19 protein-coding genes are annotated in these 19,884 nt (G+C 62.0%); 8 read left to right on the plus strand and 11 right to left on the minus strand.

The window, feature by feature from the left end:
* Nucleotides 1-11 precede the first annotated feature (11 nt).
* Genes FHT69_RS23895 through FHT69_RS23905 form a run of 3 tightly spaced genes read right to left on the minus strand, consistent with a single transcriptional unit; the run spans nucleotide 12 to nucleotide 4,979 of the window.
* The gene (locus FHT69_RS23895; RefSeq protein WP_179869575.1) at nucleotides 12-1,223 is read right to left on the minus strand and encodes a pyridoxal phosphate-dependent aminotransferase; all 1,212 of its coding nucleotides are present in this window, start codon (nucleotides 1,221-1,223) and stop codon (nucleotides 12-14) included.
* Entirely contained in the window at nucleotides 1,220-2,887 is a 1,668-nt protein-coding gene (locus FHT69_RS23900) for a hydantoinase B/oxoprolinase family protein (RefSeq protein ID WP_132575032.1), read from the minus strand. Before FHT69_RS23900 ends, FHT69_RS23895 begins: the two co-directional genes overlap by 4 nt.
* Nucleotides 2,888-2,897: 10 nt before the next feature.
* On the minus strand, nucleotides 2,898-4,979 hold the full coding sequence (locus tag FHT69_RS23905) for a hydantoinase/oxoprolinase family protein (RefSeq protein WP_183906056.1): 2,082 nt from the start codon (nucleotides 4,977-4,979) through the stop codon (nucleotides 2,898-2,900).
* 307 nt (nucleotides 4,980-5,286) lie between these two features.
* On the opposite strand from FHT69_RS23905, the gene FHT69_RS23910 reads away from it, so the two are divergent.
* The 8 genes from FHT69_RS23910 (at nucleotide 5,287) to FHT69_RS23945 (ending at nucleotide 13,428) form a co-directional block, all read left to right on the plus strand.
* Nucleotides 5,287-6,402 carry an ABC transporter substrate-binding protein gene (locus tag FHT69_RS23910; RefSeq protein ID WP_029868369.1) on the plus strand — a complete coding sequence of 372 codons (1,116 nt, stop codon included), beginning with the start codon at nucleotides 5,287-5,289 and terminating at the stop codon, nucleotides 6,400-6,402.
* Nucleotides 6,403-6,479: 77 nt separating this feature from the next.
* Nucleotides 6,480-7,397, plus strand: coding sequence for an ABC transporter permease subunit (locus FHT69_RS23915; RefSeq protein WP_028755661.1), 918 nt, complete (start codon nucleotides 6,480-6,482; stop codon nucleotides 7,395-7,397).
* A gap of 17 nt (nucleotides 7,398-7,414) precedes the next feature.
* Nucleotides 7,415-8,725, plus strand: coding sequence for a high-affinity branched-chain amino acid ABC transporter permease LivM (livM, locus tag FHT69_RS23920; protein ID WP_183906057.1), 1,311 nt, complete (start codon nucleotides 7,415-7,417; stop codon nucleotides 8,723-8,725).
* Nucleotides 8,722-9,540 (plus strand): ABC transporter ATP-binding protein, encoded by an 819-nt coding sequence (locus FHT69_RS23925; protein WP_183906058.1) that lies wholly within the window; start codon nucleotides 8,722-8,724, stop codon nucleotides 9,538-9,540. Before livM ends, FHT69_RS23925 begins: the two co-directional genes overlap by 4 nt.
* Entirely contained in the window at nucleotides 9,537-10,271 is a 735-nt protein-coding gene (locus tag FHT69_RS23930) for an ABC transporter ATP-binding protein (RefSeq protein ID WP_183906059.1), read from the plus strand. The genes FHT69_RS23925 and FHT69_RS23930 overlap by 4 nt, the downstream gene beginning before the upstream one ends.
* 14 nt (nucleotides 10,272-10,285) lie before the next feature.
* Complete coding sequence (locus tag FHT69_RS23935) at nucleotides 10,286-11,716, plus strand: aldehyde dehydrogenase family protein (protein WP_183906060.1); 1,431 nt, start codon at nucleotides 10,286-10,288, stop codon at nucleotides 11,714-11,716.
* A 9-nt stretch (nucleotides 11,717-11,725) separates the two neighbouring features.
* Nucleotides 11,726-12,475 carry an electron transfer flavoprotein subunit beta/FixA family protein gene (locus tag FHT69_RS23940; RefSeq protein ID WP_183906061.1) on the plus strand — a complete coding sequence of 250 codons (750 nt, stop codon included), beginning with the start codon at nucleotides 11,726-11,728 and terminating at the stop codon, nucleotides 12,473-12,475.
* 23 nt (nucleotides 12,476-12,498) lie between these two features.
* Entirely contained in the window at nucleotides 12,499-13,428 is a 930-nt protein-coding gene (locus FHT69_RS23945) for an electron transfer flavoprotein subunit alpha/FixB family protein (protein WP_183906062.1), read from the plus strand.
* Nucleotides 13,429-13,582: 154 nt separating this feature from the next.
* Here FHT69_RS23945 and aroQ read toward each other — a convergent pair whose 3' ends face one another.
* The 8 genes from aroQ to FHT69_RS23985 all read right to left on the minus strand — a co-directional run bounded on the left by aroQ (nucleotide 13,583) and on the right by FHT69_RS23985 (nucleotide 19,701).
* A complete protein-coding gene (gene aroQ, locus FHT69_RS23950; RefSeq protein ID WP_028755654.1) occupies nucleotides 13,583-14,038 on the minus strand; it encodes a type II 3-dehydroquinate dehydratase in 456 nt (151 codons plus the stop codon).
* Nucleotides 14,039-14,093: 55 nt separating this feature from the next.
* Nucleotides 14,094-15,140: a Gfo/Idh/MocA family protein gene (locus FHT69_RS23955; RefSeq protein WP_210304329.1), complete on the minus strand. Its 1,047-nt coding sequence runs from the start codon at nucleotides 15,138-15,140 to the stop codon at nucleotides 14,094-14,096.
* 32 nt (nucleotides 15,141-15,172) lie between these two features.
* Complete coding sequence (locus FHT69_RS23960; protein WP_097545034.1) at nucleotides 15,173-16,000, minus strand: shikimate dehydrogenase family protein; 828 nt, start codon at nucleotides 15,998-16,000, stop codon at nucleotides 15,173-15,175.
* Nucleotides 16,001-16,159: 159 nt separating this feature from the next.
* Nucleotides 16,160-16,891, minus strand: coding sequence for an amino acid ABC transporter ATP-binding protein (locus tag FHT69_RS23965; RefSeq protein ID WP_049810853.1), 732 nt, complete (start codon nucleotides 16,889-16,891; stop codon nucleotides 16,160-16,162).
* A 92-nt stretch (nucleotides 16,892-16,983) separates the two neighbouring features.
* On the minus strand, nucleotides 16,984-17,625 hold the full coding sequence (locus FHT69_RS23970; protein ID WP_028755650.1) for an amino acid ABC transporter permease: 642 nt from the start codon (nucleotides 17,623-17,625) through the stop codon (nucleotides 16,984-16,986).
* 9 nt (nucleotides 17,626-17,634) lie between these two features.
* Nucleotides 17,635-18,303 (minus strand): amino acid ABC transporter permease, encoded by a 669-nt coding sequence (locus tag FHT69_RS23975; RefSeq protein ID WP_028757714.1) that lies wholly within the window; start codon nucleotides 18,301-18,303, stop codon nucleotides 17,635-17,637.
* Nucleotides 18,304-18,319: 16 nt separating this feature from the next.
* A complete protein-coding gene (locus tag FHT69_RS23980; protein ID WP_097545033.1) occupies nucleotides 18,320-18,763 on the minus strand; it encodes a type II 3-dehydroquinate dehydratase in 444 nt (147 codons plus the stop codon).
* 107 nt (nucleotides 18,764-18,870) lie between these two features.
* On the minus strand, nucleotides 18,871-19,701 hold the full coding sequence (locus tag FHT69_RS23985) for a transporter substrate-binding domain-containing protein (protein ID WP_028755647.1): 831 nt from the start codon (nucleotides 19,699-19,701) through the stop codon (nucleotides 18,871-18,873).
* Nucleotides 19,702-19,884 lie beyond the last annotated feature (183 nt).

Genomic DNA, 19,884 nt, shown 5'->3' on the forward strand with positions numbered 1-19,884 from the left:
GAATTTTCCCTTTAGCGAAGTTTAGCCAGTGCATCGGCGGTGCGCTCGATGGCAATGGCAAGATTGTCGCGCGATGTCGCGAAGGAAAGGCGAATATAGGGTTCGACACCGAAAGCGGCACCCGGAACGGTTGCGACCTTGCCTTCCCTGAGGAGATAGGAGGCCAATTCGGTGTCGTTGGAAATCCTGGCGCCGTCGGGCGCCGTCTTGCCGATATAGTGGGCGCATTTCGGAAAGAGGTAGAAGGCCCCTTCCGGTGCCCGCACCTCAAGACCCGGTATCGCGCTGAAGCCCCTTGCGACGAGTTCGCCGCGCGCCTTGTATTCGGCAACCGCTGTCGTCACGAAGTCCTGGGGACCGTTGAGCGCGGCGGCGGCGGCAAACTGGGTGATGGAGGACGGGCAGGTCGTGCTCTGGGACTGAAGCTTGTTGAGGACCCTGGTCAGTTCCCGCGGGCCGGCCGCATAACCGAGGCGCCATCCCGTCATGGCGTAGGCCTTGGATACGCCGTTGATGATGAGCGTGCGGTCCTTCAGCTCCGGGCAAGCGACGACGAAGGACGTGAAGGGCACCTCGCCGCAGACGATATGCTCGTAGATCTCATCCGACATGATCGCCACATGGGGGTGGCGCGCCAGCACCGCGCCAAGCGCCTTCAGTTCGTCCGCCGTATAGATCGCCCCTGTCGGATTGGAGGGAGAGTTGAACAGGAACCACCGCGTCTTCGGCGTGATGGCTGCTTCCAGCCGCTCGGCTGTGATCTTGAAGGCATCCTCGACACCGCAGGGCACGGTTTTGGGAATGCCGCCATGCAGGATGACGATGTCGGTATAGGAGACCCAGTAAGGCGCCGGCACGACCACCTCGTCGCCGGGCTCCAGCGTTGCCAGGAACGCATTGAAGAGTATCTGCTTGGCGCCGTTGCCGATGGAAATCTCATCCATGGCGTAGTCGAGGCCGTTCTCGCGTTTGAACTTGGCGACGATCGCTTCGCGCAGTTCCACCAGTCCGTCCGGCGCGGTATAGCGGGTAAGCCCCTTGCGCATCGCCTCGATCGCCGCCTGGACGATATGATCGGGCGTATCGAAATCGGGCTCGCCGAGCGAGAGGTCGACGACATGCTCTCCCTTGGCCCGCATCGCCTTGGCGGCGATCGACACCGCCATGGACGGCGAGGATTTGATCGTCGCGACGCGCGTGCTTTCGAATGCAATCATATTCATGCCTTGCCTCCCTGGGTCCGGCCCCTGCCGTAGGCTTCAGCCTGTTCTTCGGTGATGTATCCATGCCTCAGGTCGTGTTCGATCGCGTCAGTCGGGCGATTTGCCGGATCGCCGTAACCGCCGCCGCCCGGAAGCGACAGAACGAGGCGCCGGCCTTCCGGCACGAATTGCAGCCCCTTGCCCTTGAGAACCGTACCGTCGTCGAGCGCAACGGCGCCGGCCGTGCCGCTCTGTCCGCCTTCGCGGCCGCGTGCGGGGTGGCCGAGCCTGTCGAACATGGCGGAGAAGCGGAAGCTGAAACCTTCGGCCGCTTCGATCTCGATCATCTGGCCGAGACCGCCGCGTTGCGCGCCGGCACCCCCTGACCCCTCGCGCAACTCCTTGCGCCAGATGATGACGGGGCCGACATTTTCCGTCGCCTCGATCGGCATCGTGTGCACGCCGCTCGGAAAGGCGGTGGCGTTCAAGCCATCGAGAGCGGCACGCGCGCCGGAGCCGCCGGAATTGAACATCAGGATTTCCGCACCCTTGCCGCCGATCTGATCGGAGACGGGGCGCACGCTCATATGCAGGTTCCAGAGTGCGCTGGCACCCTCCGCAGGAACCTGGCCCGGAAGCGCCTGATGCAGCGCGCCGAGCACGAGATCCGGCACGAAATGGCCGAGAACGTGGCGGACGGCGACCGGCGCCGGCCGCTTGGCATTGAGGATGCAGCCTTCCGGCGCCACGACGTCGAAGGGTGCGAGGGAGGCCGCGTTGTTGGGAATTTCCGGCGCCACGACGCATTTGATGCCGTAGCAGGCATAGGCCTTGGCGTAGACGAGCGGCACATTGATGCCGAACTTGCTCATGCCGGAGGTGCCATCGAAATCGACCACGACTCCCTCGGGACCGATGGTAAGTTTTGCGGCGAGATGCACCGGCTCATCATAGCCGTCGAGATCGAGGCTATAATTCCAGGAGCCGTGCGGAAGATTCTTCAGCCGCTCCAGCGTTGCCTCGCGGCTGTGCTTGAGGATGAAGCCGCCGATCGTCGACAAATCAGGAAGATTGAATTCCGTCAGCATGTCGACGAGCCGGCGATGGCCCGTTTCATTGCAGGCGGCGAGCGCATAGAAGTCGCCGACGACCTTATCGTTTTCGCGAACATTGTTGCGCACAATATGGATCAGCGTCCGGTTCAGCTCGCCGCGCTCGAAGAATTTCATGATCGGGATGAAGATGCCCTCTTCATAGACTTCGCGGGCATCCGGGCCGAAACCGCGACCGCCGACATCGACGACATGCGCGGTCGAGGCAAAATAACCGACCAGCTTGCCGTGATGGAAGGAGGGCGTGACGACGGTGATGTCGTGCAGATGGCCCGTTCCCTTCCATGGATCGTTGGTGATATAGACGTCGCCTTCGAAGATATTGTCCGGCCCGATATCAGCAATGAAATGCGCGACGGATTCCGCCATGGCGTTGACGTGGCCGGGCGTGCCGGTAACCGCCTGCGCCAGCATGCGGCCTTCCAGGTCGAAGACGCCGGCCGACAGATCGCCCGCCTCGCGTACGGAGGTGGAGAAGGCCGTGCGGATCAGCGTCTGCGCCTGCTCCTCGACGACGGAGATCAGCCGGTTCCACATGACCTGCATATGGATATCGATCATGGATTGGTTCATGTGACTATCCTCAGATCCGGGTTACGAGAAGGCAGCCATCGCGCTGAACGACGGCCTTGAAAGAGGCGGTGAGAACCGTCGAGGTCTCGCGCTCGACGATGACGGCGGGGCCCTTGACCACGTCGCCGGGCGTCAGGCCGGTACGCTCGTGAATGCCCGCTTCGAGATAGGCGCCCTGCGCAGCCTCGAACAGGCGGCGGGCCTTGCCCGGCTGCACGATGTTGCCTTCGGCGATGGAGGATACGCGCTCCACCGGCGGCAGCGGCGAACTCGCCTTGACCGACCAGCTGACGATCTCGATATCGAGACCCTCGATGGCGCGGCCGAAGAAACGCTCATATTCCTTTTCGAACGAGGCCGCGATCGTCTCAGCACTCGCGGCGTCGAAATTGTCATCGGCAAGCGGGACCGGGATGTCCCAGCCCTGCCCGGCATAACGCATGAACAGCGTGCGTTCGATCACCGGGGAGCCCGCGTCGAGCCCGCCTTCGACGAAGCCCAACGCCTCAGCCTTCATGGCTTGGAGGAGCCGGTTGGCCTCGGAATATTCGAAATTCGACAGGTTGAAGACGGCGCTGCGGACGGACTCATAGCCGAACGGCGCCTTGAGGAATCCGATCGCCGAACCAACGCCGGCGCCCGGCGGAACGAGGAAGGTCGAGATGCCCATTTTTTCACAGAGGCGCGCGGCATGCAGCGGTCCGGCGCCGCCGAAGGTGATCATGGTGAAATCGGAAATGTTCTTGCCGTTCTCGACGGTGTGGACGCGGCCGGCATTGGCCATGTTTTCGTCGACCATTTCGCACGTGCCGTAAGCTGATGCTTCCGGGTCGAGGCCGATGACCGAGCCGATATCGTCGCTCATCGCCCGGCGGCTCGCCTCGACGGAAAGCGGGATCGCGCCGCCCGCGAAATTGGCGGGATCGAGCTTGCCGAGGATCAGGTCCGCATCGGTGACGGTGGGGTTCTTGCCGCCGCGCTGATAACAGGCCGGGCCGGGCTCCGAGGCCGCCGAGTGCGGCCCGACGCGGATCTGGCGCATTGCGTCGACCGAAGCGATCGAACCGCCGCCCGCGCCGATTTCGACCATCTCGACGACGGGGATGGAAATCGGCATGCCGGAGCCCTTGCGGAATCGATAGGTGCGCGCGACTTCGAACGTCTTGGCCGTCTTCGGCACCTGGTTTTCGATCAGGCAGATCTTGGCGGTCGTGCCGCCCATATCGAAGGAAAGAACCGTATCGAGACCATATTGACGGGCGATGTCGGCCGCGAAGATCGCGCCGCCCGCCGGACCGGATTCGACCAGACGCACCGGAAACTCGGAGGCGCTCTCGACCGAGACGATCCCGCCGCCGGAATGGATCATGAAGACCGGGCAGCCGACGCCGATATCCTTCAGCGACACGACGAGACGGTCGAGATAGGATTTGATCGCCGGCTTGACATAGGCATTGGCGCAAACCGTGTTGAAGCGCTCGAACTCGCGCATCTGCGGCGAAACTTCCGACGAGATCGAAACGGAAATGCCGGGAAGGCGCTTCAGGATCGCATCGCGGACGGCGACTTCGTGCGCGCCATTCGCATAGGCATGAATGAAGCCGACCGCGACGCTTTCATAGCCGCCTTCGGCGACCTTCTCGACGACGGCTGCGACCGAAGCCTCATCCAGAGCGAGCAGAACCTTGCCCTGCGCATCGATACGCTCACGCACGACGAATCGGTCGGCGCGGGCAATGAGCGCCGGCGGCAGGGAGATATTGAGATCATACTGCTCGAAACGGTTCTCGGTGCGCATCTCGAGCACGTCACGAAAACCTTCCGTCGTCACGAAGGCGGTTTTGGCGCCGCGCCGCTCGATGAGCGCATTGGTGGCGAGCGTCGTGCCATGAATCAGGATGCCGATCTCTGAAAGAGCGATATCCGCCATGTCGGCGACGGCCTTCACGCCCTTGAGGATCGCCCGCTCCGGTGCCGTATAATCCGTCAGGATCTTCGTCGAGTGAAGCGTCCCATCGAGGTCGAGAGCGATATCCGTAAAGGTGCCGCCGATATCGACGCCCACCCGGCAGTTTCGTGGCGTGCTGCTCACCGTCTTGTTCCCCGCTTTCTTAACGTTGGAGGCCGCGCTCGCGCGGCCATGCGCCGTGCCATTCTTCACTGTTGCAAACGACACTGCAACATTTCCGCTTGACGATCTTCGTATATGTCACTTATCATATAAGTGTCAATTAAGAAAAGGATCGAAAATCTCGAAATCCGCTCTTCTCCGCAACGTCGGTAAAGATAAATTATCCAATAGAAATAATAGCTTCGCCATTAGCGCGAAGCACGAACGCGGACTGAACCGCGTCGAGAACCACTAAAAACCAGAGAGCTTCAACCAGAGGGAAAAGCACATGAAATCCATCTCGAAACTTCTGAGCGCCACCGCTGTGGCCTCCGCCTTGCTGTTTTCCAGCGCTTTGGCCGCCGACACGGTCAAGATCGGCGTCGCCGGCCCCTATACCGGCGCCAATGCGACCTTCGGCGAGCAGGTGTTCAGCGGCGTGTCCGCCTATGTCAGCGACGTCAATGCGTCGGGCGGCATCAATGGCAAGAAGATTGAACTGGTGAAGGGTGACGACGCCTGCGAACCGAAGCAGGCCGTTGCCGTCGCCAATCGTTTCGTCGATCAGGACAAGGTCCAGGCCGTGATCGGGCATTTCTGCTCGTCCAACACGATCCCCGCTTCGGAAATCTACAATGATGCCGGCATCCTCGAAATGACGCCGTCCTCGACCAATCCGACCGTCACCGATCGCGGTTTCGACAATCTGTTCCGTGGCTGCGGCCGTGATGACCAGCAGGCCGTCGTCGCCGGCAGCTTCATTCTGGATACGCTGAAGCGGGACAAGATCGCGCTCATCCACGACAAGGACACCTATGGCCAGGGCCTGGTGGACGCCGTCAAGAAGACGATCGAAGCACGCGGAATCAAGCCGGTGATGTACGAAGGCCTGACCCGTGGCGAACGTGACTTCAACGCGCTCGTCACCAAGATCAAGAGCTCCGGCGCCAATGCCGTTTATTTCGGCGGTCTCATTCCCGAAGGCGGTCCGTTGATCCGCCAGCTGAAGGAACAGGGTGTCGACGTAGTCGTCGTCAGCGGCGATGCTTTCGCGCAGACGGAACTCGTCGCAGCCGCCGGCGGGCCTGAGAATCTGAAGAACGTCTATTATTCGGCGACGCCCGATCCGCTGGCCGATCCCTCCACGCAGGGCGTCCAGGATGCGCTGAAGAAAGCCAACATCACGCCGGCCAACTACGTGCTCTATGGCTACGCCAATGCGCAGGCCATCGTCGCTGCGCTGAAGGCCGGCGACGAGCTGAAGGCCCAGGCCGACTATCTCCGCAACAACACGGTCGATTCTGCCATCGGCAAAATCACCTGGGACGCCAAGGGCGACATCAAGGACTTCAAGTTCGTCTTCTACAACTTCGACGACAAGGGAACCCCTGTCTTGGTGAAGTAAGGCATTTTGCCCGAGTTGGCCGGACCGCAAGGTTCGGCCGGCTTATCCATCCCCGAAAACCATAAGAGGGGTTCACCATGGACTTTTACATCCTGGTTCAACAATTGTTCAATGGCATCACGCTGGGGACGATCTACGGTCTGATCGCGGTCGGATACACCATGGTCTACGGCGTCATCCGGATGATCAACTTCGCCCATGGCGACGTCTATATGGTATCGGCCTATATCGCCGCCATCACACTCGCCGTGCTTGGCTATTTCGGCGTTCAGTCGGTTCCCTTCGCCTTGATATCCGTGCTGGTGATCAGCTGCGCGATCACGGCCGTCTATGGCTGGGTGATCGAACGCGTCGCCTATCGGCCGCTTCGCGGCTCGACCAAGCTTGCTCCGCTGATATCGGCCATCGGCATCTCCTTGATGCTGCAGAGCTATGTCCAGATCGCTCAGGGCGCACGCGACCAGGGCGTGCCGACACTCATCCAGGGTGCGTTTCGCATCGGTGGCGATGTCCACTTCGCACAGATCACCTATATGCAGACGGTGATCCTGTTCGCGTCGCTGATCGCCATGGGCATACTGACCTATGTGATCAACTACACCAGGATCGGCCGCGAATGCCGTGCCACCCAGCAGAATATCCGGATCTCCGCGATACTGGGGGTGAACACCGACCGGATCATTTCGACCGTCTTTGTCATGGGCGCGGCCACGGCCGCCGTCGGCGGCACGCTCGTCACCTTCAATTACGGCTCCTTCAACTTTTTCATCGGCTTCGTGATGGGCATCAAGGCCTTCACGGCCGCAGTGCTCGGCGGGATCGGTTCACTGCCCGGCGCCGTGCTCGGCGGTATCGTCCTCGGCCTGACCGAGGCTCTGTTCGCAGGCTATGTCAGCACCGACTACAAGGACGTCTTCGCCTTTGCGTTGCTCATCACCCTCCTGTTTTTCCGACCGTATGGCCTGCTTGGCCGGCCGGAAATCCAGAAAGTCTGAGAGAGGAGCAAGAAACCATGGAATCCAACCGCCTTCGCGCGCTCGTCAGGCAAGCGCTCCTCACCTTTACGGTCTCCCTCATCCTGTTCGGCCCGATCTCGGGACTGGTGCTCGAAGGATTTTCGTTCACCAACGAACTGATGCGCGCGGTGTTGCTGGCTGCCGTCGTCACGGCAGGACGCCTAGCACTCTCGCTGTTCCAGATGAGCAGCGTCGGCCGAAAACTCACCCGGCGCATCGCAGGCAACGGTGCCGGCGTGACCGTCATGACCGGCAAGGAAAGGTCGCCGGCGCTGCTCCTTGCCGTGCTGTTTCTCGCAGGGCTGAGCCTGCCGTTTTTTGCCGACAAATACCTCCTGGGTATCGCGATCCTCGCCCTGATCTATTGCCTGCTCGGCCTGGGGCTCAACATCGTCGTCGGGCTTGCTGGCCTGCTCGATCTTGGCTACGTCGCCTTCTACGCCGTCGGCGCCTATCTCCTGGCGCTCGGATCGCAATATCTCGGCATCGGGTTCTGGGGCGCTCTGGTGCTCGCCCCATTCCTGGCCGGCCTCTTCGGCATGGTCCTCGCCTTTCCCGTTCTCAGGATGCATGGCGACTACCTTGCCATCGTCACGCTCGGATTCGGCGAGATCATTCGTCTTGTGCTGAACAACTGGCTTGATTTCACCGGCGGGCCGAACGGCGCTCCGGTTCCGGCACCGACCTTCCTCGGCCTCGAATTCACTCGTACCGCCAAACAGGGCGGCGTTCCCATTCATGAATATCTGGGCATCCCCTACAGCGCGGACTACCGGTTCTGGTTTCTCTATTTCGTGCTGTTTCTTGTCGTCTGCTTCGTCATCTACGCCGTAGAGCGGCTGCGCGTCATCCCTCTCGGCCGCATGTGGGAAGCGCTGCGCGAAGACGAGATCGCCTGTCGTTCGCTCGGCGTCAATCATGTCTTCACAAAGCTGACGGCCTTCATGCTGGGCGCCTCCACGGGCGGCCTCGCCGGCGTCTTCTTTGCCGCGCAGCAGGGTTTTGTGAACCCGACATCCTTCACCTTCTTCGAATCCGCCCTCATCCTGGCGATCGTCGTCCTCGGTGGCCTTGGGTCGACGGCCGGCGTCATCTCGGCAGCGCTCGTTCTCACCATTCTTCCGGAACTTCTGCGCGAATTCGCCGAATACCGCGTTCTCGTCTTCGGCATTCTGATGGTGGTGATGATGATCTGGAAACCGCGCGGCCTGGTCCGCATCAAGCGCCCGGCCTTCTTTCCGAGCTCGATGAAAGAAGGCATCGGCACCGAACTGGCCTTTGAGGGCAAGGCGGAGGCAGGACGATGAACGGACCTATCCTCGACGTGCAGAATGTCACGATGCGGTTCGGCGGCATCGTCGCCAACCGGGACGTCAGCTTCTCGGTCGAACGCGGCGCGGTGACCGCCCTGATCGGCCCCAACGGCGCCGGCAAGACGACGATGTTCAACTGCATCACCGGCTTCTATCGCGCCAGCGAAGGCCGTATCATGCTGAACGGACGCGATGGCCCGACCGATATCGGCCAGTTGGTGACGAAACCGGTTACCGGCGGCTCGCACCTCGTGACACGCGCCGGGATTGCCAGGACGTTCCAGAACATCCGCCTGTTCAAGGAAATGTCGGTCATCGAGAACCTTCTGATCGCCCAGCACCTCACCACCCGTAACAACATTCTCAGCGGCGTTTTTCGGACCGGAGCGTTTCGTAGAGCCGAGGGAGAAGCCATCGACCGGGCCTATTACTGGCTCGGGCAGATGAAGCTTGCCGACGATGCCAACCGCCTGGCCGGCGAACTGCCTTACGGCCGGCAGCGCCGGGTCGAAATCGCCCGCGCCATGTGCACAGGCCCGAGCCTCATATGCCTCGACGAACCGGCCGCGGGCTTGAACCCCTCCGAAACGCTGGATCTGGCGGAAGTCATCCAGCGGCTCTGTGCCGATCACGATCAGACGGTTCTCGTCATCGAACACGACATGGGCCTCGTCATGCGCATTTCGAACCACATCGTCGTGCTCGATCATGGCGAGGTGATCTCCGACGGCACGCCTGAGCATGTCGCCAATGATCCGGCCGTCGTCGCCGCTTATCTCGGGGTCAGCGAAGAAGAGGTATCAGCATGAACCAGTCGTCCGACACGCAGGTACCGCTTCTCGAATTCGCCGGCGTCCATGCCCATTACGGCGCGGTCGAAGCGTTGAAGGCGGTAAACGTCCACATCTCCGCCGGGGAGATCGTCAGCCTGATCGGCGCAAACGGCGCCGGCAAGACCACGCTGCTTTCCTCCATTTTCGGCGCGCCGCGCGCCTCATCGGGCAAGATCCTGCATCGTGGCGAAGATATCTCCCATATGCCGACCAGTAGGATTTCCCGGCGCGGCATCGCACTCGTTCCGGAAGGCCGGCAGATCTACCAGGAGATGTCCGTCGAGGAGAATATGATGATGGGCACGACGCCGATCGGCATGGCCCATTTCGAAGAAGACCGGAACACCATGTTCGAACTCTTTCCGCGTCTCAAGGAGCGTCGAAACCAGACCGCCGGCACCATGTCCGGCGGCGAACAGCAGATGCTCGCCATCGCCCGCGCCATGATGGCGCGGCCCGAATTGATCCTGTTCGACGAACCCTCGCTCGGCCTGGCGCCGTTGATCGTCAAGCGCGTTTTCGAGGTTTTGCGGGAAATCGCTGCAATGGGCAAAACGATATTTCTCGTCGAGCAAAACGCCAATCACGCCTTGAAGCTCTCCCAGCGGGCCTATGTCATGGTCAACGGCCGCATTCATCTCTCCGGCGAGAGCGCCGCCCTTCTCGACAACCAAGACGTCCGCAAGGCCTATCTCGGACTGCACTGAACTCAGGGATTTCCATGCTGCACAAGAACCTGATCGCCGGGGAATGGGTTGCCGGCGACGCTTCGACGAACATAAACCCGTCCAACACCCAAGACGTCGTCGGCGAATTTTCCCGCGCCGGCGCCGATGACGTCAGGGCCGCCATCGCGGCCGCGAAGTCTGCTTTGCCAGCATGGTCCCAATCGCCGATCCTGGTGCGCCATGCCGTTCTGAAGAAGACCGGCGACGAGATATTGGCGCGCAAGGAGGAGTTCGGACGCCTGCTGGCCCGCGAGGAAGGCAAGACCTTGCCCGAGGCAATCGGCGAAGTCACCCGCGCCGGCCAGATCTTCGATTTCTTTGCGGGCGAGGTTCTCAGGCTGTCGGGAGAAACGCTGCCCTCGGTTCGCCCCGGCGTCGGCATCGACATCACCCGCGAACCGGTCGGCGTCGTCGGGGTGATCACGCCCTGGAACTTTCCGATCGCCATCCCCGCCTGGAAGATCGCGCCGGCCCTTGCCTATGGCAATACCGTCGTCCTGAAACCCGCGGATCTCGTGCCGGGCTCGGCCTGGTCCCTGGTCGAGATCCTTCATCGGGCGGGCGCGCCGGCCGGTGTCGTCAATCTCGTCATGGGACGCGGCAGCGTGGTCGGCCAGACGATGCTCGACAGCCCCGATATCAACGCCCTGACCTTTACCGGGTCGGCAGCGACAGGAAAACGTGTCGCGCTCGCGTCGATCGAGCATAATCGCAAGTTCCAGCTGGAGATGGGCGGCAAGAACCCCTTCGTGATCCTTGACGATGCCGATCTCGAGGTCGCCGTCGAGGCGGCCGCCAATTCGTCATTCTTCTCCACCGGCCAGCGTTGCACGGCATCCTCACGGCTGATCGTGACGGAAGGCATTCACGACCGCTTCGTGGCGGCACTTACCAGACGTCTTGAGGGGCTTGTCGTCGACGATGCTCTGAAGAGCGGCACGCATATCGGTCCCGTCGTCGACGAAGGCCAGTTGAGGCAGGACACCGACTATATCGATATCGGCCAACAGGAAGGCGCAAGGCTCGCCTTCGGCGGCAACAGGCTGGAACGGGCGACACCCGGCTTCTATCTCGAACCCGCACTTTTCACCGAAGCGACGAACCAGATGCGGATCGCGCGGGAGGAAATCTTCGGCCCGGTCGCCGCCGTCATCCGGGTGAAGGATTACGACGAGGCGCTCGCCGTCGCCAATGATACCAGCTTCGGCCTCTCCTCCGGGATCGCCACCACCAGCTTGAAACATGCGACGCATTTCAAGCGCAATGCCGAAGCCGGCATGGTCATGGTCAATCTGCCGACGGCCGGTGTCGATTTCCACGTGCCGTTCGGCGGCCGCAAGGGCTCGTCCTTCGGCCCGCGCGAACAGGGCCGATATGCCGCGGAATTCTACACCTCGGTCAAAACCGCCTATACGCTTGCATAGGGAAAACCCATGAAGATACTCGTCCCAGTCAAACGGGTTGTCGACTACAACGTGAAGATCCGGGTTCGTCCGGATGGCACGGGTGTCGAGCTTGCCAATGTGAAGATGTCGATGAACCCGTTCGACGAGATCTCGGTGGAAGAGGCGCTGCGGCTGAAGGAAGCCGGCAAGGCTGAGGAAGTGGTCGTGGTGTCGATCGGCCCTGCCAAGGCCGAGGAGACGCTGAGGACGGCACTCGCCATGGGCGCCGACCGGGCAATCCTGGTCGAGACCGACGATGCGGTCGAGCCGCTGGCGGTCGCCAAGATCCTCAAGGCTGTCGCCGATGCCGAACAGCCCGGCCTTGTTATCGTCGGCAAGCAGGCGATCGACGACGATTCGAACCAGACCGGCCAGATGCTGGCGGCACTGCTTGGGCTCGCCCAGGCGACCTTCGCCTCGAAGATCGAGATTGACGATGGCAAGGCTCAGGTGACCCGCGAGGTCGATGGCGGCCTGCAGACGATCGAGATCACGCTGCCGGCGGTGGTCACCTCAGACCTGCGCCTGAACGAACCGCGTTATGCCTCGCTGCCGAATATCATGAAGGCGAAGAAGAAGCCGCTCGACAAGAAGTCTCCTGCCGACTTTGGCGTCTCCACAGCGCCGCGGTTGAAAGTGTTGAAGACCGAGGAGCCGTCCGGCCGCAAGGCCGGGGTCAAGGTCAAGTCGGTCGCCGAGCTGGTCGACAAGCTCAAGAACGAAGCCGGCGTGCTTTAAGCCAGAACCAGGGAGCCCTCATCATGACCATTCTTCTTCTGGCTGATCACGACAATGCAAGCCTCTCCGACCAGACCGCCAAGGCGCTGACGGCCGCAACCAAGATCGGCGGCGATATTCACATTCTCGTCGCCGGCAAGGGCGCCAAGCCGGCTGCCGAACAAGCGGCCAAGCTTGCCGGCGTCTCCAAGGTGCTGCTGGCCGAAAACGACGCGCTGGCCAACAACCTGGCCGAACCGCTGGCCGAGCTGATCGTCTCGCTGGCCGGCAGCTACGACACGATCCTCTCGGCCGCCACCTCGGTCGGCAAGAATGTGCTGCCGCGCGTCGCTGCCCTGCTCGATGTCGCCCAGGTCTCCGAGATCATCGAGGTGATCTCTGCCGATACCTTCAAGCGGCCGATCTATGCCGGCAATGCCATCCAGACGGTGCAGGCAACCGATACCAAGAAGGTCATCACCGTGCGCACCGCCTCCTTCGCCTCTGCAGCCGAAGGCGGCTCCGCGCCGATCGAGACGGTTGCAGCGGTTTCCGATCCCGCTCTGTCGCGCTTCGTCGCCGATGCGCTGTCGGCCTCCGATCGTCCGGAGCTGACCTCGGCGAAGATCATCATCTCCGGCGGCCGGGCGCTGGGTTCGGCGGAAAAATTCCGGGAGGTCATCCTGCCGCTCGCCGACAAGCTCGGGGCTGCCGTCGGGGCAAGCCGCGCGGCCGTCGATGCCGGTTATGCGCCCAACGACTGGCAGGTCGGCCAGACCGGCAAGGTGGTGGCGCCGCAGCTCTATATCGCCTGCGGCATATCAGGCGCCATCCAGCATCTGGCCGGGATGAAGGATAGTAAGGTGATCGTCGCCATCAACAAGGACGAGGAGGCGCCGATCTTCCAGGTTGCCGACTACGGACTGGTCGCCGATCTCTTCGACGTCCTACCGGAATTGCAAAAGGCGCTCTGAACAGCGTGGAGGCGCGGCAAGCCAAACACAACGTCGCGCTCACCTCCGCATGATCCGCCTCCGACCACAGGGGAGCGCCGGCTGGTCGCAGGCTGCATTCGAACACTGTCGGCGACAACCTATGCCGCAACAGAAAACAGGCGACTTGGAGGCGCTAAACTGCACTTGGGCCTGACATTTTGATCAACGTGGCGATACGGCGGATCGCCAGCTGGTACCCCTCCGTGCCGAGACCGGCGATAACGCCGTCGGCGCGTAGCGACACGTAGGAATGGTGCCGGAAGCTCTCGCGTTTATGGACGTTCGAAATGTGCACCTCGATCACCGGCTGCTCGAACGTGTTGAGCGCATCGAGGATGGCGACCGAGGTGTGGGTGAAGGCCGCGGGGTTGATGACGATGCCGGCGCCGTCCTCGCGCGCCTCATGGATCCAGTCGATAATCTCGTATTCGCGATTGCTCTGGTGAAAGCGGATCTGGTGCCCGAGTTCGTCCGCCACCCGGCGGCAGTCCCTCTCCACGTCGGCAAGCGTCTCATGCCCGTAGATATGCGGCTGGCGCTTGCCGAGGAGGTTCAGATTCGGTCCGTTGAGAACGTAGATAGTGCTCATGCTCGAGTCCTTGTCATGTTTGGAGCCGTGTCATCGCCGGGCGCTCGAAGCAGGTTCAGGCCAGCATTTCCGAAACGGCGATGGTGCGGTTCTCCCGGCCGGCCCGGGCGATTGCCAGCACGGTGGCAAGTGTCATCGCGCCATCCCGGGCGGAAGTGAGCGGCTCGGCCTTGCTTTCGATGACATCGACGAAATGGTTGAGCTGGTTTTCGTAAGCGCGGCTGCCGTCGAGCGTGATGTGCTGGCGCACCAGGGGATGCTGCCAGTGGCCGGCTTCGGTCTCGTGTCGCCAGACATCCATGCACGGGATCGACAATGCGGCCTTCGTGCCGGCGAGATGGTAGGAATTTTCAGGCTGGTGCGGGAAATAGAGCGCCTGTCCGGCCGCTGTATCCCAATTGAACGGCGACACCGCCGTGTCGCTCATCAGAAGCGTCCCGAGGGCGCCGCCTGCGAAGCGAACGCTGACGCTCGCCGTATCCTCGACCTCGAACGATCGAACGGCGTTGGAGGTGAACGCCATGACCTCGTCGATATCGCCGCAGATGAAGCGCAGGCAATCGATGTCGTGGATGAGGTTGATGAGCAGCGGCCCGCCGCCTGGCTCACGGCGCCATGCCGCGTCGAAATAGGCCGCCGGCTTGTCCGTCATCCACATGGCGTTGACCGCGACCAACCGGCCGAGGATGCCGTCGGCCACGATCTGACGAGCCTTGGCGATATCGGGACTGTGGCGTCGCTGGTGGCCGATCAACACCGGCACATCAGCCTTCTCGGCCGCCGCGACGAGCCGCATCGCAGCATCGAGCGAGTCGGCGATCGGTTTTTCCACAAGGCAGGGAATATTGCGCTCGACGCAGGCGAGCGCCGCTTCCACGTGCAGGGCGTTCGGCAGGGCGATGATGGCGCCGTCCGGTCTCATGCGATCGAGCATTTCGCCAATGTCGGTGAAATACCGCGCGCCGAACTCGTCGGAAACGGCTTTCGCCGCCTCGGAAACGTCGGCGACGCCGACCAGTTCGACGCGGGGATTGGCGCGCAGCAGCGCGGCATGCTCCCGCCCGATCAGCCCTGCTCCCATCAGCACAATTTTCTGGGACACGAAATTCGCTCCTTGCTTAAGGGCAGACCGCCTCACACCTTGGCGATCGCCCGAAGTTCTTCTGCGGTGGTCGTCGGAAAGCCGAAAAACTCGAGATAGGCGGGGATCTGCTCGAACAGCATGTCGACCCCCACCTGGAATTCACAACCGCGCGCCCGCACCGCGGCCAGGAAGGGCGTTATCTCCTGCTTCAGCACCACCTCCCCCACGAATGCGGAGGGCGAGATGCGCGACACGTCAAGCGGCAGGGGGTCGTTGTCGTTCATCCCGAGCGGCGTCGCATTGACGACGATATCGTAGCCGGCGGGATCGGCCGAACCGGTCGTTACCTTGAGAGTGGGATAGTGGAGACGGAGCCGGTCGGCCAGGCCGTTCATCATCGGCACATGGGCGTCATAGAGCGCGAGTTCGGCAATCTCTGCCTGCGCGAGCGAGGCGGCGATCGCCGAGCCGACGCCGCCCGCGCCGATCATCATCGCCCGGCTGCCGCGAACCTGGCGGCCGCGGCGCAGCACGCCGCGCACGAAGCCTTCGCCGTCGAACATATCGCCGATCAGCGTGCCGTTTGGGCCGAGCCGCACCGCGTTGCAGGCGCCGGCCACCTGGGCGCTCTTCGAGACTTCGCCGAGCAAGGCCATGGTGGAAATCTTGTGCGGCATGGTCACGAGCGCGCCGTGGATGTTGGAAAGCCGGAAGACCAGTTTCAGGAACGCCGGATAGTCTTCCGGCCGGCATCCCATCGGGACCACGACCGCATCGATGTCGTTCTTTTCAAAATAGGGATTGTAGATCAGTGGGGCCTTGAACGAATGCGTGGGATAGCCGAGATGCGCGATGAGCTTCGTGGTGCCGCTGATCATCGGCTTGAACCTTCTGGATTTCGCTTTGGCTGCGGCATGGGAGCACCTTGGGCGGCTTCGAACGCCCGGCCGGCCAACCGGCTGGGCAAAGGCTGTTTTCGTGAGGGCGGCGCGACATGACGCGGCGCCGGCAGGCATTGCGCTGAGATCCGCGACACGTCAGTGCCTGCCGAGGATTTCGCCCAGGAACTTCCGCGTGCGCTCGTGTTTCGGGTTGGAAAAGAACTCGACCGGCGACGCCTCCTCGACGATCGCCCCGCTCGCCATGAAGATGACGCGGTCGGCGACCTGCCGGGCAAAACCCATTTCATGGGTGACGCAGATCATCGTCATGCCTTCCCTGGCGAGGTCGATCATCGTGTCCAGCACTTCCTTGACCATTTCCGGATCGAGCGCCGATGTCGGCTCGTCGAAGAGCATCACCTTGGGTCGCATGCAAAGCGCCCGGGCGATTGCGACACGCTGCTGTTGGCCGCCGGAAAGCTGGGCGGGATATTTCTCCGCCTGCTCGGAAATCTTGACACGCTCAAGCAACTGCCGGGCCCTCGCCTCGGCTTCCGCCTTGCCGAGCCTGAGCGCCTTCATCGGCGCCAGCATGCAGTTCTGCAGCACCGTCAGGTGCGGAAAGAGATTGAACTGCTGGAAGACCATGCCCACCTCACGGCGCACCGCATCGATCGTCTTCGACTGATGCCCGAGAAGGATGCCGCCGACGCGGATTTCACCCTTCTCGTATGTCTCCAGGTGATTGATGCAGCGGATCAGCGTCGACTTGCCGCTGCCGGATGGTCCGCACAGGACGATCTTCTCGCCTTTACGCACCGAGATGTCGATGTTGTGAAGCGCCTGGAAGGCGCCATACCACTTCTCGACGCCCGCCATCGTAATCATCATCTCAGCGGCATTTGCCGTAGTCGAGCGGTCGCTCATCGATAAACTCCGTCTTCAGAAATTGTGGGAGGCCTGCGCGTCATGACCGTTGCCTACCGCGCCGATGCCGCAAACCTGCGCTCGAGACGTGCGCCGTAGATCGTCAGGGGGCAGCACATCAGGAAGTACAGGGCGCCGACCACGGCAAAGACCGTCAGCGGCTGGAAGATCTGGTTGGAAACGATGTTGCCGGCGCGGGTCAGCTCCGTGAAACCGACGATCGACGCAAGCGATGTGCCCTTGATGAGCTGGACGAGGAAGCCGATCGTTGCCGGAAGCGAGATGCGCAGCGCTTGCGGCAGGATGACATTCTTCATCCGCCAGACATAGCTGAGGGCAAGCGCCTTGGCCGCCTCCGTCTGGCCGCGCGGAACCGCCTCGATCGAGCCGCGCCAGATCTCGCCGAGATAGGCGCTTGCATGCAGCGTCAACCCGACGGAAACAGCGGCCCAGGCGTCGAGCCTGATGCCGATGAGAGCCAGGCCATAGTAAACGACGAAGAGCTGCATCAGCAGGGGCGTGCCCTGGAAGACGGCGATGTAGCCGGCGGTGATCCGCTCGATCGACCGGATGCCCGACGTCCTCGCCAGCGCTATGCCGAGCCCGGCGATGCCGCCACAGACGAACCCGACGGCCGACAGGGCGACCGTCCATTTCAGGCCGAGGAGCAGGAAGAAAAATTCATCGCGACCCATGAAGCGCCCTCACTTGACCGGATAGCTGAAGTAGCGGGCCGAGAAGAACGCGAAGAGACGCATCATCAGCCAGGAAATGACGAGGTAGAACGCCGTCACGGTGAAATAGACCTCGAAGCTGCGGAAACTGTCGGACTCGATCCGCTGGGAGACGGAGGTCAGCTCATAGGCCGAGATCGCCGACGCGATGCTGGTGGACAGCGTCAGCAGCACGAACTGGCTGGTCAGCGACGGGAAGATTGCCCGAAGCGCCGGCTTCAGGACGATCAGGCGGAAGACCTGGGCCTTGTGCAGGCCGAGCGCCAGCCCTGCCTCCACCTGCCCCTTGGAGATCGATTGCACGCCGCCGCGAATGATCTCGATCGCGTAGGCACCGCCATTGATGCCGAGCGCGATGATTGCCGTCGGCGTCGGATCCAGCCGCACGCCTGCCAGCGGCAGGGCGAAATAGATGAAGAAGATCTGCACCAGGAACGGCGTGTTGCGGATGATCTCGATGAAAGCGATCACCAGCCAGCGGACCGGCTTGAAACGGGACTGGCGGAGCACCACGCCGCCGATGCCGATGATAATGGCCAGGATCATGCCTGAGATGGCAAGCAGGAAGGTGCCGAGACAGGCGGCCAGGAGATCGGGCAGGCCATCGATAACGGGGGTGAAATCCAATGTGTAGTTCATGGTTCTTCCCTGGAGATCAGGATGCCTTCGCCATTCCGGCCATCGCCTCGATGGCCAACTCGTAGCCTCGGGCGCCGAAGCCGATCATGATGCCGGTCGCGGTGCGGGAGATCAGCGAATTGTGATAGATGCTTTCGCGGGCATGCACGTTCGAGATATGGAGCTCGATCTTCGGCCCATCGAATGTCTTCAGCGCATCCAGCAGGGCGACCGACGTGAAGGTGTATCCGGCGGGGTTGATGATGATGCCACAGGCTTCCTTGCGCGCGTGATGCACGGACTCGACCAGTTCGCCCTCGAAATTGGTCTGTCGAAAATCCACGACAAAACCGAGCGCGCCGGCCTTGGCATGGCACCGGTCCCGGATGTCGGCAAGTGTGGTCGTGCCGTAGACCGAAGGTTCGCGCTCGCCGAGAAGGTTGAGATTCGGCCCGTTCAGGACAAAGATCGTGTTGCTCATTTTCAAGCTCCAGGTGCACCGGTACCGTGCATTGCACAGCACCGGCGCAGGCATCGCGTCGTGCGGATGCCGCCTTGCAAGTGGTCAGTGCGGCCGAGAACCGCGGATCAGTTCACGGTGAACGGAATGCCTTCCAGGCTCGCCGGGAATTCCGGAACCGGGACCTTCATCCACTTGTCGTAGACCTTCTTGAGTTCGCCATTGGCCTTGATCTTGTCGATGAAGGTGTTCAGCTCGGCGTTGAGCTCTTTCTCGCCGAGACGGGTGCAGGCGCCGTTGTAGAGCTTCTGGAATTCGAGCTTGTTCTCGAACTTGCCGGGAACGGCTTTCTCCACGCGGTCCATATAGAAAATATTGCCCCCCAGAGCCTCGACCTGGCCGGATGCGAGAGCCTGGATGCTCGGCGCATCACCGTCGTAACGGCGGATGGTTGCCGTCGCCGGCGCGTTCTTGGTGACCTGGGTGTCCTGGGCTGCGCCCTTGGCGACGCCGATCGTCAGATTAGCCATATCTTCATTGGTCTTGATCGACTTGTCCTTCGGACCGATCAACACGATCGCATTGGCAGCGTAAGGCTTGCTGAACTGCACGGCCTTGGCGCGATCGGGCAGCATGGCCATGGTCGCGAAGAGCACGTCGACGCGGCCTGTGGTCAGCGCCGGAATGCGGTTATTGACTTCGAGCGGGACGAATTCAACTTCAACGCCGAGCTCCTTGGCGAACAGCGTCGCGATGTCGGCGTCGAGGCCATCCTGCTTGCCGGCGCTGGTGACGAAGCCCCACGGCGGGTTGTCGCCCTGGATGCCGACGACCAGCTTGCCCTTTGCCTTGATCTCGGCGGGCGTGACGGCGGCAGCGGGCTGCGCCATGGAAAACGCGGCCACAAGCGCTGCCGCTCCAAACAACGCGTGACGGCGCTTCACTTTCAATTCGAACATTTCGTGCTCCTCCTCTCATGATCCCATGGGGACCCTGTCAGCACTCCGTTTGCTGACGACCATGCAAAACTGCCATGGGAGCATCTTTAAATCAACAGAGTTTTTCGATAATATATGATAAAATCGATTTCGACATGGAAATCCAGGCTTAAATTATGAAATCAATCTGCGCCAGCAGGTGTG

The sequence above is a fragment of the Rhizobium sp. BK008 genome (genome assembly GCF_014197345.1).
GTDB lineage: Bacteria > Pseudomonadota > Alphaproteobacteria > Rhizobiales > Rhizobiaceae > Rhizobium > Rhizobium anhuiense.

Coding starts and splice junctions, on each gene's coding strand:
- FHT69_RS23895 (WP_179869575.1), bottom strand. CDS start 1,223: ATGAATATGATTGCATTCGAAAGCACGCGCGTCGCGACGATCAAATCC.
- livM (WP_183906057.1), top strand. CDS start 7,415: ATGGAATCCAACCGCCTTCGCGCGCTCGTCAGGCAAGCGCTCCTCACC.
- FHT69_RS23960 (WP_097545034.1), bottom strand. CDS start 16,000: ATGATCAGCGGCACCACGAAGCTCATCGCGCATCTCGGCTATCCCACG.
- FHT69_RS23970 (WP_028755650.1), bottom strand. CDS start 17,625: ATGGGTCGCGATGAATTTTTCTTCCTGCTCCTCGGCCTGAAATGGACG.
- FHT69_RS23935 (WP_183906060.1), top strand. CDS start 10,286: ATGCTGCACAAGAACCTGATCGCCGGGGAATGGGTTGCCGGCGACGCT.
- FHT69_RS23985 (WP_028755647.1), bottom strand. CDS start 19,701: ATGTTCGAATTGAAAGTGAAGCGCCGTCACGCGTTGTTTGGAGCGGCA.
- FHT69_RS23930 (WP_183906059.1), top strand. CDS start 9,537: ATGAACCAGTCGTCCGACACGCAGGTACCGCTTCTCGAATTCGCCGGC.
- FHT69_RS23945 (WP_183906062.1), top strand. CDS start 12,499: ATGACCATTCTTCTTCTGGCTGATCACGACAATGCAAGCCTCTCCGAC.
- FHT69_RS23910 (WP_029868369.1), top strand. CDS start 5,287: ATGAAATCCATCTCGAAACTTCTGAGCGCCACCGCTGTGGCCTCCGCC.
- FHT69_RS23940 (WP_183906061.1), top strand. CDS start 11,726: ATGAAGATACTCGTCCCAGTCAAACGGGTTGTCGACTACAACGTGAAG.
- FHT69_RS23925 (WP_183906058.1), top strand. CDS start 8,722: ATGAACGGACCTATCCTCGACGTGCAGAATGTCACGATGCGGTTCGGC.
- FHT69_RS23915 (WP_028755661.1), top strand. CDS start 6,480: ATGGACTTTTACATCCTGGTTCAACAATTGTTCAATGGCATCACGCTG.
- FHT69_RS23975 (WP_028757714.1), bottom strand. CDS start 18,303: ATGAACTACACATTGGATTTCACCCCCGTTATCGATGGCCTGCCCGAT.
- FHT69_RS23965 (WP_049810853.1), bottom strand. CDS start 16,891: ATGATTACGATGGCGGGCGTCGAGAAGTGGTATGGCGCCTTCCAGGCG.
- FHT69_RS23900 (WP_132575032.1), bottom strand. CDS start 2,887: ATGAACCAATCCATGATCGATATCCATATGCAGGTCATGTGGAACCGG.
- FHT69_RS23980 (WP_097545033.1), bottom strand. CDS start 18,763: ATGAGCAACACGATCTTTGTCCTGAACGGGCCGAATCTCAACCTTCTC.
- aroQ (WP_028755654.1), bottom strand. CDS start 14,038: ATGAGCACTATCTACGTTCTCAACGGACCGAATCTGAACCTCCTCGGC.